Below are 16,709 nucleotides of genomic sequence, written 5' to 3' on the forward strand. Positions count from 1 at the left end.
ATGCCAATAGGTATCAAAGACAAAGTTGCGATTCTGGGCATGGGTTGCAGCCGTTTCGGTGAGCGCTGGGATGCCAGCCCTGAAGATCTGATGGTCGAGGCTTACACCGAGGCGATGGCCGATGCAGGCATCAGCCCTGAACAGCTCGACGCCGCCTGGTTCTCCACCCACATGGAAGATGTCGGCACTGGTCGTGGCGGCACGCCACTGAGCCTTGCTCTGCGCTTGCCGAACATCGGCGTGACCCGCGTCGAGAACTTCTGTGCTGGCGGCTCTGAGGCGATTCGTGCGGCAGTCTATGCCGTGGCCTCGGGTGCCTGCGACATCGCTCTGGCGCTAGGTGTGGAAAAGCTCAAGGATACCGGCTACGGCGGCCTTCCGGTAGCTACCGTCGGCACCTACATTCCGCAGTGGTACCCCGGAGCGGTGGCCCCGGCCAACTTTGCCCAACTGGCCACGGCCTATCGCGCTCGGCATAACGTTGAGGCCGACCTGCTCAAACGGGCGATCTCGCATGTCTCGATCAAGAGTCACGCCAACGGCGCGAAGAACCCCAAGGCACATCTGCGTAAACCGATCAGCGAGGAGCAGTGCCTGAAGGCACCCATCATCGCCGAGCCTTTGGGTCTATTCGATTGCTGCGGCGTTTCCGATGGTGCGGCCGCTGTGATCGTTACCCGTCCGGACATTGCCCGGGCCCTGGGCAAGACCGATCTGGTGACTTTCAAGGCACTGCAGGTGGCGGTATCCAATGGCTGGGAAATGAGTGGCAACGGCTGGGATGGCGGCTATGTACATACCACACGCATCGCGGCCAGTAAGGCCTACGCCGAGGCTGGTATCAGCCGCCCGCGTGAGCAAATCAGCCTGACCGAGGTACACGATTGCTTCTCCATTACTGAGCTTGTGACCATGGAGGATCTGTTCCTGTCCGAGGAAGGTATGGCGGTGCGCGATGTGCTGGACGGCCATTTCGATGCCGAAGGTCGCGTGCCGTGCCAGATCGACGGTGGTCTCAAGTGCTTCGGTCATCCGATTGGTGCCAGCGGTATCCGGATGCTCTACGAGATATACCTGCAGTTGCAGGGGCGCGCCGGCGAACGGCAGTTGGCCGATCCGCATACCGGGCTGATCCATAACCTGGGCGGACAACCGTCGCAGAACGTTTGCTCGATTTCCATCATCGGTCGGGAAGGGCGCTGATGAGCATATCCGTTGACCAGCCGGTGGCAGGCGTTTGGCGGTTGTTGATCAACCGTCCTGACAAGCGTAACGCGATCAACCACGAGGTGCGCCAGGCCCTGCTCGAAGCACTGAATGCGGCGCTGCTGGATGAGCAGTGCGGCGCGGTGGTGATCGGTGGCGTCGGCGGCATGTTCTCTGCTGGCGGCGACATCGCCAGCATGGCCGATCTCGATGAGGCCGGTGCCCGCGAGCGTATGCGCCACATTCACCAGCTCTGCCTGCGTCTGCAGGACTTTCCGCTACCCATGGTGGCGGCGGCAGAGGGCTTTTGCGCCGGTGCCGGGGTTGGTATGGCGCTGTTCGCCGATCAAATCGTTGCTGGCCCGGCCAGCAAGTTCCTGTTTCCCTTTCTGCGTCTGGGCCTGGCACCCGATTGGGGCTCGTTACGCACCTTGCCAGCGCGCGTCGGTGTCGCGGTGGCCAAACGAATGCTGCTCCATGGTGAGGTGATCGGCGGGGAGGAGGCACTGCGCCTAGGGCTGGTCGATGAACTGGTCGAGGGCGATGTAATGGCTGCTGCGGTGAATCTGGCTGAGCGCCTGGCGGCCCTACCTCAGGGTGCCTTCGCATGCACCAAGCGCCGCTTGAGCAAGCCGGCTGCGAACTTTGGTGAAGAGCTGCAACGCGAGGAGGACGATCAGGCAGTTTTGCTGCTCGGCGCCGATTTTCGCGAGGGGTTTGCCGCATTCAACGAGAGGCGCCTGCCGCAATTCACCAGGAGAGCTGCCAATGACTAGTCCGGTGCTGATTGAGCGCGAGGGCGCGGTGGCGACCCTGCTCCTCAACCGAGCAGAGAAACGCAATGCGCTCGACCTCGGCCTACGCGCAGCCATCGCAGCGGCCATGGTCGAGCTGGAACAGGACGCCAGCATCGCGGTGATCATCATTACCGGCGGCGATCAGGTGTTCGCTGCGGGTGCCGATCTCAACCTGCTGGTCGACAAGGGTGCGCAGGAGGTCGCCGACCTGGATCTGGGGCAGTACTGGGCCCCTGTGGCGAAAAGTCAGAAACCGCTGATTGCTGCAGTCAGTGGCTTCGCCCTGGGTGCCGGCTGTGAGCTGGCAATGATGTGCGACATGCTGATTGCTGACGCTTCGGCACACTTCGGTCAGCCCGAAGCGCCGGTCGGCATCATGCCCGGTGCTGGCGGCACGCAGCGTTTGCTGCGGGCGGTGGGCAAGCCGGTGGCCAGCCTGATGCTGATGGCTGGCGAACTGCTCAGTGCCGAGCGCGCCAACCGCCTCGGTCTGGTCAGCGAACTGGTCGAGGAGGGCACTGCTCTGGAGCGGGCCAGAGTACTGGCGCAGGCCGTCGCAGGGATGCCACCCAAAGCGCTGCGTGCAATAAAACGGGTGCTCGCGCTCGGCGCGGATCAGCCGCTGGAAGCGGCCCTGGCCTTGGAAAACCGCGAGTTCCTGCTGCTGTTCGATACCCAGGACAAGACCGAGGGCATGCGTGCCTTTCTGGAAAAAAGAGCGCCGAACTATATCGGTCGTTAATACGACAGGGTACGAAGATGAGCACGATTAAGATTATTGGAGTGATCGGCGCGGGCACCATGGGCCGTGGCATCGTTCAGCTGTTTGCCGAGGCGGGCTATCGAGTACGGCTGTTCGATACCTTCACCGATACAGCGGGCAAGGCGATCGAGTACATCAGTGAAATGGTCGGCAAAGGGGTCGTCAGAGGTCGCTTCAGCGCTGAGGAGGGGCAGCGGATCCTTACCTCGATCGAAGTGGTGGTTGAGTTGTCGCAACTGGCTGGCTGTGCGGTTGTGATTGAAGCGGTGGTTGAGGACTTGCAGGTCAAGCGCAGCCTGTTCGCTGAGCTGGAGAACATCGTTGGGGACGACGCGATTCTGGCTAGCAATACCTCGTCGCTGCTGATGGCCGACATCGCGGCAGGTTGTCGTGTTCCGCAGCGGGTTGCCGGCTTGCACTTCTTCAATCCGGTGCCATTGATGAAAGTGGTGGAAGTCATCGCGGCGGTACGAACTTCTGCTCAGGTGGTTGCGGCACTGGTGGAAATTGTGGAAAGCAGCGGGCATCGCGCGGTGGTAGCCCAGGATCTGCCCGGATTCCTGGTCAATCATGCAGGTCGTGGTCTCTATACCGAAGGCTTGCGCATTGTTGAGGAACAGGTGGCGAATGTCGCGGATGTGGACCGCCTGCTGCGCGACGCGGCTGGCTTTCGCATGGGGCCGTTCGAGTTGCTTGACCTTACAGGTCTGGATGTTTCGGGCAAGGTGATGACTTCCATCTACAGTCAGTTCCTTCAGGAACCGCGTTTACGCCCCTCGCCGCTGGTGCCGCCGAGGATTGCCGCTGGGCTGTTCGGGCGCAAAAGTGGCGAGGGCTGGTATCGGTACGACGCAGAGGTACGGGTCGAGCCCGCGGCCTGTCCAGTCCCGCGCCTTCCAGAGGCGCTAACGGTGTGGCTAGCACCTGAGTGCGAGCAGTACGAAGCATTGCTGCATCGCATAAGCGCCGCAGGGTCGGCAAGCGTGGTGGAGCATGCCGGTGATGCCTCGCTCCAGATCGTGCAGCCTTGGGGCGAGGATGCCACCAGCGCTTGTCTGCGCCTGGGCCTGGATCCGCAGCGCTGCGTAGCGGTGGATCCGCTGGGCCTCCCGGGCGGTCGAGTAACGCTGATGCAAACGGTGTCCACCAGCGGCGAGGCGCGCGATTCCGCGCACGCGCTGTTTGCGACCGACGGCACGCCTGTAACCGTGATCAACGACAGCCCGGGGTTCGTGCTGCAGCGCGTGCTGGCGACCATTGTCAACATCGCCGCCGACATTGCTCAGCGCCGCATCGCTTCGGTAGCGGATATCGAAGATGCCGTGCGCCTGGGGCTTGGATACCCGCGTGGCCCGCTGGCCTGGGGCGATCAGATAGGTCCACGGCGCGTGCTGCAGATTTTGCGCGGCCTGTATGAGTACACGGGTGACCCGCGCTATCGACCGAGCCTTTGGCTGGTGCGTCGGGCCGAGGCTGGGCTGTCTCTCTTGAGCGAAGAGCCGGCGCGCGGAGCTGGAGCCGCATGATCGCCGGTGAGCATTTGCAGGGCTGGGTCGGACGTCAGCGACTGGTGGAGAATTCATTGCCGGTGTTCCCGGCGCGAGCCCTTGCGCCGCATGTCGAGCTAAGGAAGGGAGGATCCGGCAGCCTGGTATTCGTGACCCTGGAACATCTGCTGTTCCAGCAACAGGAGTGTCGCATTCGAGAATCGCAGCACCGGTAGAAAATAAGGCTTTATTTGCCGCCGAAAATGCTCTATTAAAAGACCGTCCGTACGGTCTTTTATATAAATTGATCCCACATCCAAGTCGATGCCTTTCGAGGAGTACATATGACAACAACAAACGTAGCGGCCGGGCACTATGACACTATCATCCTCGGTGCTGGCGCTGGCGGCATGTGTGCCGCCGCGCGCTTGGTCGCAGCTGGCAAGCGCGTATTGGTGGTCGAAAATCTGAACCGTGTTGGCGGCCGCGCCTCCAGCGAGGTAATCGAGGACTTCATTGTCAATATTGGTGCTATTGCCATTGAGCTGGGCAGCACGTTCGAGGAAACCTTTGCCAGCCTCGGCGTCAAGCTGGATGTGCGTGAGCCGAATCCGGCAACCGTGTTCTATATCGATGGCAAGGTGATCAACGTCGCCAAGGGGGGAGGCTGGGGCTTTTTGCTCGGTACCTTCACCAAGCAGGCGGCAAAAATCGGTGCCAAGTTTGCTGACGCCCGCGGCGGTGATCTGCCGGAAGCGCGCCTGACTACCGCCGAGTGGCTGGCCAAGTACACCAAGAACGAAACCGTGCATGCGATCTTCCGGAATCTGTGCGCTGCGATCTTCGCAGTCAACGCAGAAGAGCTGCCGGCGCGTGCCTTTCTGACTTACTTCGCTGTCAAGGGCGCGTTCAAACGCTTCGGTTTCTGCCCGCGCGGCACCATCGGCCTGTGGAATGATCTGGCGGATGCCATTCGTGCCCGTGGCAGTGAGATCTGGCTGGAAAGCTCTGCCCGAGGTCTGCGCGTGGAGGACGGTCGGGTTTGCGCCGTTGAAGTGGAGCGTAACGGCGAGCGTGCCTGGTTCAGCGCCTCCACCGTGATCAGCAATATTGGGCCACGTGCAACTGCTGCTCTGGCCGGTGCCGATTCGCTGGCAGGCGAGTACGCAACCCAGGTAGCCAATACGCTGCGCCCGGCCGCCAACATCGTGATCAACTTCGCCACCCGCGAGCGCCTGATCGACGCCCCCGGCCTGATTACCTTCGGGCCTACCCGCCGCCTGTGCAACATGGGCGAGATGACCGCGACGTGCCCGGAGATGGCACCGCCCGGCTGGCACTTGTATGTGGCTTACGCGGTGCCACGCCCGGCGATAGGTACCTTCGACAACGAGAGCGAGATTGAAGCATCGTTGCAGGACCTGCGCGATCTGTTCCCAGGCTTCGCTGATGCCAAGATGCTGTCCGTCCGGGTGATGCGTGACGAGTGGCCGGCCCAGCGCACCTGCGCCGGTTACGATATGCCGCAGGACACGCCGCTGGACAATCTGTGGCAGGTCGGCGATGCGGTGAAGGAATACGGCGATGGCGGTACTCAGGCCTGTGCTGTAACAGCGCGTAATGCGGCGACCAGGGCGCTAGCGGTGCTAGATGGGGTTCCGGCATGAGCTCCCTGGCGACGCAACTGGTGGATGCGCAGCAACTGTTGGCTACGCTGCGCGATGCATTCGCGCGGGCGACGAAGGTGCTGGCACTGCGTTGTCAGCGCGGGCAGCTCGATACCGAGCTACTGGATCGCTACCAGGTGCCCTGTTACGAGTTGGCCTTGGCCAGCGCCGATCTGTTGGCGGCCGATACCCTGGCCCGCACGCCCGGACACGAGCCTCGCTTGGCGCTGGTGTTCATCTGTGAGGCAGTGCAGACGTTGCTGACTCGTCTCGATGGGCTTTACCTGGAGCTGGAACTGGACCCGGTCGCTCTGCACGAGCTGTCCTGCAGCTCGACTTGGCGCGACCTGCGCGCCGCTGGCGGCAGCGCCCAGGCGCTGCAACAGGCGGGCCGGGAAGTATTCGAACGCGATGATGAACTGGGTGCCGAGCCGCTGGATGAAGAGCTGGCCATGGCTCGCGACAGCTTCCGGCGTTTTGCCCAAGATGTGGTCGCGCCAATGGCCGAGGAGATCCATCGGCACGATCTCACCGTACCGGAAACACTGCTGCAGCCGCTGCGTGAAATGGGGGTGTTCGGTCTTTCCATTCCTCAGCGTTTTGGTGGCACTGCACCGGATGATCGTGATGATAACGTCATGATGATCGTGGTCACCGAGGCCTTGTCACAGGCCTCTCTGGCAGCGGCGGGAAGCCTGATCACCCGTCCAGAAATCCTCTCCAGGGCTTTGCTGGCCGGTGGTACGGATGAGCAGAAGGATCACTGGCTGCCGAAAATCGCCGCTGGCGAACCGCTGTGCGGCATTGCCATCACAGAGCCGGATTATGGCTCGGATGTGGCGGGCCTTTCCTTGCGTGCGACGCGTTGCAACGGGGGCTGGCTGCTCAACGGGGCCAAGGCTTGGTGTACCTTCGCCGGCAAGGCAGGGTTGCTGATGGTGGTTGCGCGTACCCATCCTGATCGGAGCCTGGGGCATAAGGGCCTGAGCTTGTTCCTGGTCGAGAAACAGTCGAGCGATCAACATGCTTTCGAAGAGATTCAGGCCGGTGGTGGCCGTTTGGCGGGCACTGCAATTGCGACTATCGGCTATCGGGGCATGCACTCGTTCGATTTGTTCTTCGAGAACTACTTCGTCCCAGACAACTGTCTGATTGGCGAGGAAAGCGGGCAGGGCAAAGGGTTCTACTACACCATGGCCGGCATGATGGGTGGGCGTATGCAAACTGCGGCTCGCGCCTGTGGGGTCATGCGTGCGGCGTTGCTGGCGGCGGTTCGCTACTCCGGGGACCGCAAGGTGTTCGCAGCGCCGCTGGTGGATTATCCGCTGACCCAGGCGAAGCTGGCCCGTATGGCGGCCCGGTTCGTGGCCTGCCGCCGACTGACCTATGCAGTGGGCCGCCTCATGCAGGACGGCGACGGGCGCATGGAGGCCAGCCTGGTCAAGTTGCTTGCCTGTCGTTCGGCTGAGTTGATCACCCGTGATGCACTGCAAATCCACGGCGGTATGGGGTATGCAGAGGAATCTGCAGTCAGCCGTTACTTTGTCGACGCACGGGTGCTGTCGATCTTCGAGGGTGCAGAGGAAACCCTGGCACTCAAAGTGATTGCCCGTAGCCTGCTGGAGCAGGCGCTGGAGGCTGCGTGAATACGATTCTGAAAGGCATGCGGGTGGTTGAAGTGTCGGCGTTTGTGGCCGCCCCTCTGGGCGGTATGACGTTGGCCCAGATGGGCGCGCAGGTGATTCGTATCGATGGCTTGCGTGGCGGCCTGGATTACCGCCGCTGGCCAGTGACCGAAGACAACACCAGCCTGTTCTGGTGTGGCCTGAACAAAGCCAAGCACTCGGTTGCTATCGATATCGCCAGCGAAGAAGGACGTGAACTGGCCACGGCCCTGATCTGTGCGGAAGGTGCCGACGGCGGCATGCTTCTGACCAACATGCCGGCGCGTGGCTGGCTCGATTGGGAGCAACTGCGCCAGCGTCGTGCCGATCTGATTCAACTGACGGTACAGGGTGATCGCCACGGCGGCTCCGCTGTGGACTACACGGTCAATCCGTCGGTCGGGCTGCCGTTGATTACCGGTCCGCAAGCCATGGATGCGTTGGTTGTCAACCATGTACTGCCAGCCTGGGACCTGATTACCGGGCAAATGGCGGCTACAGGCCTGCTCGCGGCTGAGCGTCATCGCCGGATTACCGGCCAGGGTCAGCATGTGCAGTTGGCACTGGAGGATGTGGCGCTGGCAGTGATTGCCCACCTGGGGTTCACCGCCGAAGCGGAGCTGGGTGGCCGTCGCGAGCGGGTGGGCAATTACCTGTATGGCGCTTTTGGTCGCGACTTCGTACTAGCGGATGGGGCGCGGATCATGGTCGTTGGTCTGACTGCGCGCCAATGGAAGGGGCTTTGCGAGGCCACCGGCCTGCAAGAACCCTTGCAGGCGCTGGCACAGCAGTTGGGTCTGGATTGGGCCCGAGAGGGAGATCGCTACCATGCACGGCAAGCCATCGCGGCGCTCTTTGAGCCTTGGTTCGGCAGCCAAACGTTGGCACTGGTGGCACCACAGCTGGATCGTCACGGCGTGTGCTGGAGCCGTTATCGCGATATCGCCGAGGTCGTAGCGGCGCTGGCTGGCGACGAGGCCAATCCGATGTTTTCGCCGGTTCGGCAGCCAGGGGTCGGAACGCTTTTGACGCCGGGCCTGCCACTGCGTTTTTCCGCCTGCGAGCGCCAGGAGTCAGGTCCGGCACCGCGTCTTGGCGAGCATACCGAGAGGGTGCTGAGCGAAGTGCTGGGCTTGAGTGGGGTCGACTTTGGCAAGCTGGTTGATCGTGGCGTGGTGGCGATTGCCGGCAAGGTGGATGCATGAATTTCAAGAATGTGAGCGACGCGGTACGCAGTCGTTGCAGTGTGCGCGCCTTTACCAACGAGGCGGTACCTGCTGAAACTCTGCGCGAGATTCTGCGATTGGCTGCTCGGGCACCGTCAGGTGGCAATCTGCAGCCATGGCGGGTGTATGTATTGGCCGGTGAGGAGATGCAGCGTTTTGTCGCCACCATGCAGGCGCGCCTGCTGTCCGGGCCGGCCGACCCGGAGGAGTACTGTATTTATCCGCCGGACTTGAAGGCACCCTATCGCGATTATCGCTCTGATATCGGTGAGCGCCTTTATGGTTCGCTGGGTGTCGAGCGCGAGGACCGGCAGGGACGCAAGCGGTGGTTCGCCCGCAATTTCGCCTTCTTCGGGGCTCCGGTTGGCCTGTTTTGCTTCGTCGATCGGTCCATGGGGAAGGCCCAGTGGGCCGATCTTGGCATGTTCCTGCAAACCGTGATGCTGTTGCTGAGCGAGCGGGGTTATGGCAGTTGCCCCCAGGAAGCCTGGGCCCTGTATCACCGCACGGTGACTCAGTTCGTCAGTGCCCCCGAAGAGTTGATGCTGTTCTGCGGGATGGCGATTGGCAGACCTGATGAAAAGGCACCGGCCAACCATTTGAACAGTCCACGCATGCCGCTGGATGACTTTGCCGTTTTACGCGGATTTGAGGAGTGATGGGTATGCAACCTAAGGCCTCTGGCCCCCTTGCTGGGGTGACAGTTATAGAAATGGCAGGAATTGGCCCAGGACCTTTCTGTGGCATGTTGCTGGCGGATCTAGGTGCTGATGTGATCGTTATTGATCGCCCGCCCAAGGCTAACGCCGATGGCCATTTCGATAGCCTGCGGGCTGCGACTGCGGTGATTGGTCGCGGTCGGCGCTCTCTGGCCCTGGATATCAAGCAACCCGAGGCAGTGGAAACCTTGCTGCGCCTGGTCGATACGGCGGACGTGCTGATCGAAGGTTTTCGGCCTGGGGTCATGGAGCGTCTCGGCCTGGGCCCGCAGGTGTGCCTGGCTCGCAATCCGGCGTTGGTCTATGGGCGGATGACCGGTTGGGGGCAGGATGGTCCACTGGCGCAGTCGGCCGGTCACGACCTCAACTACATCGCGCTCTCCGGAGCTTTGTACGGTATGGGCATCCCCGAGCAGCCCCCGATGCCGCCACTGAACCTGGTCGGCGACTACGGTGGGGGTGGTCTGATGCTCGCCTTCGGCATTGTCTGTGCGCTGCTGGATGTTCGGCGCTCCGGTCAGGGCCAGGTGGTGGACGCGGCAATGAGCGATGGTTCGGCCACGCTGATGTCGATGCTCTATGGCTTGTTGGCAGAAAAGAGTTGGAGCGCCGCTCGCGGTGAAAACTTCCTCGATGGTTCTGCCCCCTTCTATGCGACCTACACCTGTGCCGATGGTGGTTATGTTGCCGTTGGTGCGATCGAGCCGCAGTTCTATCGCTTGTTACTTGAACAACTGGCGATTGATGAACCGGTCTTCCAGCAGCAATGGGACCGCAAGCAGTGGCCCGAACTGCGAGCGCGGATGGCTGGGGCCTTCCGCTCGCAGACGAGGCAGCACTGGTGCGAGCTGTTGGAAAACAGCGACGCATGCTTTGCCCCGGTGCTCGACATGCATGAGGCACCGCACCATCCTCACAACGTCGCACGGGGCACTTTTGTTGAGGTCGCAGGTTTGATGCAGCCGGCTCCCTCGCCACGCTTCAGCCGGACACCCGGGCAGATCCGCAACCTGGCTCCCAGGGTGGGTGAGGATAGCCTGGCAATTCTGCGGAGCTTGGGCCTAGAGCAGGACGGCATAGACATGCTGGTAGGGCGCGGAGCCGTTCATGTCGACTGAGCGCGGCTCCGGGGAACGTAAACGCGTCCATACCCGACAGGTGATTTGCCAGGGTTTTGAGCGCAGCGATGGTCTGTGGGACATCGAAGCAACCCTGATCGACATCAAGCCCCATGATGTGGCCCTGCTTGAGCGTCACTTGATACCGGCCAATGAGCCCATTCATGAAATTATCTTGAGGTGGGCCGTGGATCGTTTGTTGGTGATACATGAGGTCGACGTGCGTTTCTCCTACTCCCCCTATCGGGCGTGCCCAAGCATCGTGAGTGGTTATCAGCAGCTGGTCGGGATGCATATCGGCCCTGGCTTCGTTCAGGCGGCCAGGAAGCTATTCCGGAGGACCAGCGGCTGCACTCATGCGACGGAGCTGATAGGGCTTGCCGCCAGCGCGACCTATCAGACGTTGTGGAACCAGTTGGGGGCTGACGGCCCTTTCGATCCCTCCAAAAAGTTGCCTGATTTTGCGGTGGGTGGTTGTCACGCTCTGAGTGAGGAAGGGCTAATCGTCAAGCGTCACACGCGCGGCTAGGTCGATTTCGGCAGAGATGAGCTGGCTGTCCGAATACAAAAATAGATTCCCAGTAATTTATTGACCGTCCAGACGGTCTTATGTAGTGTGAGATTGCTTTCTACGTCGGCAGTCGTGTTTGCACAGCCAGGGGCGGCATGTAGTCCGCATTGAGTTTCGGATGCGGGAACAAAAATAAAACGCCTGAACTCAGGGCGGAGGAAACCATGAAGAGACGTTTTGTCGTCCCAGCCAGCTTGCGTGCGCTGCCGGATTCCCGGAAGACAGCGAGCCTGCGGCTGTTGCTTTGCAGTTCGATGCTGGGGTTCAGCCTGCTGGCGAGTAGCCTGGCGATACAGGCACAACCCCTTACCGACCGTCTTGAACTGCCCTCCCGCATATCCGAAAAGGCAGCCGAGAGTACGTTGAATGCGCTGGCGCTGGCGGATGCTCGCCTGATCGCAGCAGGTGAGCGCGGACATATCCTCTGGTCGGGTGACGGTAGCCGCAATTGGCACCAGGCCCAGGTTCCGGTCAGCTCCGATCTGACGGCCGTACAGTTCGTCGATGGTCGTCATGGCTGGGCCGTGGGGCATGACGGTGTGGTTCTGCATAGCCAAGACGGCGGCGAATCCTGGCAATTGCAACTGGATGGACACAGGATCGCCGAGTTGTTGAGCGCTCTGGCGGCGACTCTTGATCCCGCACAGCACGAGCGTGCGGTGCTCGATTTGGAGCACGCTGCCGCGCAGGGGGTGGATCAATCGCTGCTGGGCCTGCATTTCCGAGATGCGAACAACGGCATCGTCATCGGCGCGAGCAACCTGGTGTTGCGAACTCGGGACGCTGGCAAAAGCTGGCAAGTCATTTCCGACAAAATCGACAACCCTCGTCGCCTGCATCTCTACGGTATTCAAGAAGCGTTCGGCAGCCTGTTTATCGTCGGGGAGCAAGGGTTGATTCTGCGTCAGGCAGCTGGCAGTGAAACCTTCGAGTCAGTAAAGAGCCCTTATCAAGGCTCCTGGTTCGGCGCGCTTGGTAGTGCCGACAGCCTGCTGGTGTACGGCTTGTTGGGAAACGCGTGGGTCAGCCGCGACGACGGCATCACTTGGCAACAAAGCAAGCTGGACAGCTCCGTGGCCATTACCTCAGCCAGCGTCGCTGGGGCAAGCGATCTGGTCATGGTCAGCCTTGGAGGCGAGGTCTTCCGATCCAACGATGGAGGTGGCCACTTTGAGCACCAGGACATCCAGCACCGTTACCCCTTCTTTGCCGTCGTACCATCCGCCGATACAGGTTTGGTGGTGGCTGGCATTCATGGTGTGAAGCTAGTAACCAACAAGCTCGGAGTGCAGCCATGAGCGTACAGGCGAGAATTCCCGGAGGAGGGGCCGGCGATGCTTTTGATCCGGTTTCGGGCGGTCGTGTCGAGCGGATCATTTTCAACAATCGTCTGGTCGTGCTGTTGTTGTGCGCGATCATCACGCTATTTACGGCGTATGTGGTGTCTACGCATCTGACCCTTAGCGCCAGCTACGAAAAAATGCTGCCGCAAAACCACCCCTATGTTCTCAATTACCTCGAAAACAGCAGTGAATTGAGCGGTCTGGGCGGTGCATTGCGGGTAGTGGTGGCCAACCCAGATGGTGAAATTTTTGAACCGGAGTACCTGGAACGTCTGCGTCAGATAAACGATGACCTGTTCATGGTTCCCGGTGTGGATCGCGCCTGGATCAAGTCGCTTTGGACGCCCGCAGTGCGCTGGACCGAGGTAACGGAGGAGGGTTTTCGTGGTGGTCCGGTGATGCCGAGCGGCTACGATGGGTCGGAGGCCGAACTGCAGAAGCTGCAGCGCAACATTGGCCGCGCCGGAATTCTCGGTGAGCTGGTCGCCAGCGATTATCGCTCGAGCATGATCTTCGTGCCGTTGATGGATAAGGATCCCACCACCGGCGAAGCACTGGATTATGCCGTGTTGTCCAAACGGATCGCCGAGATTCGCTCACGCTATGAAGCGGATGGCAAGGTCAACATTCACATCGTAGGTTTTGCCCAGATCATCGGCGAGTTGGTTGCCGGTCTGTCTCAAGTGATGATGTTCTTTGCCGTTGCCACACTTATCGTCAGCCTGATCATCTATACCTACACCCGCTGCATGATTAGTACTCTGTTGGTGGTGGTCTGTTCGCTGATAGCGGTGTTGTGGCAACTGGGCCTGGTAGCCCTGCTGGGCTACAAGCTGGATCCGTTCTCGATTCTGGTGCCGTTTCTGGTGTTCGCCATTGGTGTCTCCCACGGTGCCCAGAAGATGAACGGCATCATGCAGGACATTGCTCGTGGCGTGCATCGCCTGGTAGCCGCGCGTCTGACGTTCCGTCGGCTGTTCCTCGCGGGGCTGACTGCACTGCTGGCGGACGTAGTGGGTTTCGCCGTATTGATGTTGTTCGACATTCCCGTGATTCGCGATCTTGCTGTCGCCGCGAGCATTGGTGTGGGTGTACTGATCTTCACCAACCTGATTTTGTTGCCGGTCCTGCTGTCTTACACGGGCGTCAGTGCTTCGGCTGCCCAGCGCAGCCTGCTTGAACAGGAAAGTGAGCCTGCCCCAGCGAGTCTGATTGGTGTACTGCTGCGGTTGAAGGTTTTTACCCAGCGTCGCTGGGCCATCTCAGCCCTGGTGGTTGGATTGTTACTGGGCGTCGCAGGCCTCATGGCCAGCTTCCAGCTAAAGATCGGCGATCTCGATGCCGGTGCTCCGGAACTGCGTCCGGATTCGCGCTACAACCTGGATAACGCGTATGTCGTGGACAATTACACGCTGTCCAGTGATCAGTTTGCGGTGATTGTCAAAACGCCTTCTGACAGTTGCATGCGCTATGACGTACTGGATGCCGTCGACCGCTTGGCCTGGGAGCTTGAGCAGTTGCCAGGTGTGCAGACCACTCAGTCGCTGGTGGGGGCGGTGCGCCAAATCACCTCGGGGAGCTACGAGGGCAACCCCAAATGGCTGACCCTGAGCCGTAACCAGGATGTGATCAACTACGGCGCTCAGGCTGCCAGCGTCAACAACCAGGATCTGTTCAACGTTGAATGTTCGGTGATGCCGGTCATCGCCTATCTGACTGACCACCGTGCGGACACCCTGAATCAAGTTGCGGCCGTGGTCGAAGACTTCGCCGCACGTCACAACAATGAGGATTACCAGTTCCTCCTGGCTGCAGGCAATGCCGGTATCGAGGCTGCAACTAATCAGGTGGTGCGCAAAGCCTGGATCGAAATGCAGATCTATGTGTACCTGGCGGTTGCGGCGCTGTGTTTTATCACCTTCCGCAGTTGGCGGGCGGTAGTCATCGCGGTTCTGCCACTGGCGCTGACGTCATTTCTGTGCGAGGCCCTGATGGTCTTCCTGGGTATCGGCGTCAAGGTCGCGACCCTGCCAGTCATTGCACTGGGGGTAGGGATTGGCGTGGACTACGCGCTGTACCTGATGAGCATCCAGCTTGCAGAACAGCGTGCCGGAGCAAACTTGGCTCAGGCCTACCACCGGGCATTGACCTTCACTGGAAAGGTTGTTGCTGTCGTTGGTGTCACGCTGGCGGTGAGTGTCATTACCTGGGCCTGGTCGCCAATCAAGTTCCAGGCCGACATGGGGATCCTGCTGGCGTTCATGTTCGTCTGGAACATGGTTGGCGCGTTGATTCTGATCCCTGCGCTATCGCACTTCCTGATGGGCGATCGCACGCGGAGCAAAAGCGCGTGCACCGAGCGGGCCGTCGTCACCAATACCATTACACCCTGATCCTCTAGAGCGATTCTCTGATGGGCTGCGGCGTACACCGTGGCCCTGCGCGATGTGTCACAACAACAAAAACAATAGCAGGGGGCTTACTGTGACGAAACAACTGGGCTTTGGGTGTGTGTATTTTCGACCAAGATCATCCGGACTGACAATGGCCATTGCCTTGGGGCTCGGCCTATCTGGTTCGGCGCACGCGTTTACCATCGATACCGGCAATCCCGACTGGAAGTTGCGCTGGGATAACACCCTGCGTGTGAACTATGTGAACCGCGTGGAGAGTCAAGACAAGGACATTCTGCAGCAGGTGAATGCCGATGACGGCGACCGCAACTTCGACAAGGGCATGGTCTCAGCCCGTGTAGACATGTTGTCCGAGGCGGATCTTGTCTACAAGCGCAATCATGGAGTGCGAGTGAGTGCGGCTGCCTGGTACGACCGTGCCTATGATGGCTCTCTGGACCATGACAACCTCGCGAGCAGCAATCATGTAACCAGTAACGGTGGTCGCGGGTTTGGCTTGGCGAACAGTGTAAAACGCTACTATCGCGGACCTTCCGGAGAGATTCTCGACGCCTTCGCTTTTACCCGATTGGAGCTGGGCAGTGTGACCACGGATGTGCGCGGCGGGCGCCATGTGGTCTATTGGGGCGAGAGCTTGCTGTCGAATGGCGTGCTGCACGGCATCACCTATGCCCAGAGCGGTCTGGACTTGGCCAAGGCTGCGGCCATTCCCGGTACAGAAGCCAAGGAACTGTTTCGCCCGCTGAATCAGATATCGATGCAACTACGTCCCAATTCAGAACTATCCATAGCGTTGCAGTATTTTCTGGAGTGGGAACCCTTCCGTATTCCAGAGGCCGGAACCTACCTGGGCACCAGTGACGTGCTGCTGGACGGTGGGGAGTCGCTGATCTCCGGTAGCAATCGCTTCATACGCGGCCACGATGTCGAACCTGACGACCGTGGCGAGTGGGGAGCGGCGGCGCGCTGGTCACCGAGCTGGATGGGAACCGGCACCATTGGATTCTACTACCGCAACTTCTCGGACAAGCTGCCACAGGTATTTCTGACGCCGGTAGACGGCCAGTATCACTTGGCCTACGGCGACAACATCGATCTGTACGGCGTCAGCCTGACCCAGCAGATTCATGGCTTGAGTATTGGGGCAGAGTTGTCGTACCGGAAAAACATGCCGCTGGTCAGTGAAGTGGCGGCATTGTCCGTCCCGCTACGCCATGGCGACGTTCCGGGTGCCCGAGGCAATACCTGGCATGGATTGGTGAACGTTATCGGTTTGATGCCCGGAACTGCTCTTTGGGATGCCCTCAACTGGTCGACCGAGTTGACGTGGAGCCGGGTCGACAAGGTCACCAAGAACGAGTCTCGGTACAAGGGTCGCAGTGGCTACCAGGGCGGCATTGACAAAGTCGATCGCGATTATGTTGGCCTTGCTCTGAGTTTGACCCCGACTTACTACCAGGTCATGAACGGCGTCGACCTGTTCGTGCCGCTCAGCGTTTCTTATGGCTTGCATGGCAACTCGGCGGTGACTTCCGGGGGTAACGAGGATGCTGGTAGCTACGCGATAGGTGTGGGTGTCGATGTACAAAGTCGGTACCGGGTGGACTTGCGTTACACCGATTACTTCGGACGTAGCTCGCTCAATAGTGCAGGAGCGCGCGTATTCAACGGTTCGAATGCCCTGCTGCAAGATCGAGGCAACGTCAGCCTCACCTTCAAGACAACCTTCTGATT

At 60.4% G+C, this 16,709-nt stretch carries 14 protein-coding genes; all 14 read left to right on the forward strand.

Going from position 1 to position 16,709, the window contains the following annotated elements; all coding sequences use genetic code 11:
• The 14 genes from AC0ZZU_RS05795 (at nt 1) to AC0ZZU_RS05860 (ending at nt 16,707) form a co-directional block, all read left to right on the forward strand.
• Nucleotides 1-1,203 carry an acetyl-CoA acetyltransferase gene (locus tag AC0ZZU_RS05795; RefSeq protein WP_476339570.1) on the forward strand — a complete coding sequence of 401 codons (1,203 nt, stop codon included), beginning with the start codon at nt 1-3 and terminating at the stop codon, nt 1,201-1,203.
• A complete protein-coding gene (locus tag AC0ZZU_RS05800; protein WP_476339571.1) occupies nt 1,203-1,982 on the forward strand; it encodes an enoyl-CoA hydratase/isomerase family protein in 780 nt (259 codons plus the stop codon). Before AC0ZZU_RS05795 ends, AC0ZZU_RS05800 begins: the two co-directional genes overlap by 1 nt.
• On the forward strand, nt 1,975-2,745 hold the full coding sequence (locus tag AC0ZZU_RS05805; protein WP_476339572.1) for an enoyl-CoA hydratase-related protein: 771 nt from the start codon (nt 1,975-1,977) through the stop codon (nt 2,743-2,745). The genes AC0ZZU_RS05800 and AC0ZZU_RS05805 overlap by 8 nt, the downstream gene beginning before the upstream one ends.
• 17 nt (nt 2,746-2,762) lie before the next feature.
• Entirely contained in the window at nt 2,763-4,292 is a 1,530-nt protein-coding gene (locus AC0ZZU_RS05810) for a 3-hydroxyacyl-CoA dehydrogenase (RefSeq protein ID WP_476339573.1), read from the forward strand.
• On the forward strand, nt 4,289-4,489 hold the full coding sequence (locus AC0ZZU_RS05815) for a hypothetical protein (RefSeq protein ID WP_476339574.1): 201 nt from the start codon (nt 4,289-4,291) through the stop codon (nt 4,487-4,489). Before AC0ZZU_RS05810 ends, AC0ZZU_RS05815 begins: the two co-directional genes overlap by 4 nt.
• A 108-nt stretch (nt 4,490-4,597) precedes the next feature.
• On the forward strand, nt 4,598-5,920 hold the full coding sequence (locus AC0ZZU_RS05820) for a phytoene desaturase family protein (RefSeq protein WP_476339575.1): 1,323 nt from the start codon (nt 4,598-4,600) through the stop codon (nt 5,918-5,920).
• Nucleotides 5,917-7,566, forward strand: coding sequence for an acyl-CoA dehydrogenase family protein (locus AC0ZZU_RS05825; protein WP_476339576.1), 1,650 nt, complete (start codon nt 5,917-5,919; stop codon nt 7,564-7,566). The genes AC0ZZU_RS05820 and AC0ZZU_RS05825 overlap by 4 nt, the downstream gene beginning before the upstream one ends.
• Complete coding sequence (locus AC0ZZU_RS05830) at nt 7,563-8,789, forward strand: CoA transferase (RefSeq protein WP_476339577.1); 1,227 nt, start codon at nt 7,563-7,565, stop codon at nt 8,787-8,789. Before AC0ZZU_RS05825 ends, AC0ZZU_RS05830 begins: the two co-directional genes overlap by 4 nt.
• On the forward strand, nt 8,786-9,469 hold the full coding sequence (locus AC0ZZU_RS05835; RefSeq protein WP_476339578.1) for a nitroreductase: 684 nt from the start codon (nt 8,786-8,788) through the stop codon (nt 9,467-9,469). Before AC0ZZU_RS05830 ends, AC0ZZU_RS05835 begins: the two co-directional genes overlap by 4 nt.
• 5 nt (nt 9,470-9,474) lie before the next feature.
• Entirely contained in the window at nt 9,475-10,647 is a 1,173-nt protein-coding gene (locus AC0ZZU_RS05840) for a CaiB/BaiF CoA transferase family protein (protein ID WP_476339579.1), read from the forward strand.
• Nucleotides 10,637-11,176, forward strand: a complete 540-nt coding sequence (locus AC0ZZU_RS05845; protein ID WP_476339580.1) for a DUF2889 domain-containing protein — start codon at nt 10,637-10,639, stop codon at nt 11,174-11,176. The genes AC0ZZU_RS05840 and AC0ZZU_RS05845 overlap by 11 nt, the downstream gene beginning before the upstream one ends.
• Nucleotides 11,177-11,382: 206 nt before the next feature.
• Nucleotides 11,383-12,516, forward strand: a complete 1,134-nt coding sequence (locus AC0ZZU_RS05850) for a WD40/YVTN/BNR-like repeat-containing protein (RefSeq protein WP_476339581.1) — start codon at nt 11,383-11,385, stop codon at nt 12,514-12,516.
• On the forward strand, nt 12,513-14,954 hold the full coding sequence (locus AC0ZZU_RS05855; protein ID WP_476339582.1) for an efflux RND transporter permease subunit: 2,442 nt from the start codon (nt 12,513-12,515) through the stop codon (nt 14,952-14,954). Before AC0ZZU_RS05850 ends, AC0ZZU_RS05855 begins: the two co-directional genes overlap by 4 nt.
• A gap of 151 nt (nt 14,955-15,105) precedes the next feature.
• The gene (locus tag AC0ZZU_RS05860) at nt 15,106-16,707 is read left to right on the forward strand and encodes a DUF1302 domain-containing protein (RefSeq protein ID WP_476339583.1); all 1,602 of its coding nucleotides are present in this window, start codon (nt 15,106-15,108) and stop codon (nt 16,705-16,707) included.
• Nucleotides 16,708-16,709: the final 2 nt, after the last annotated feature.

This window comes from Pseudomonas sp. JE3303, assembly GCF_056312565.1.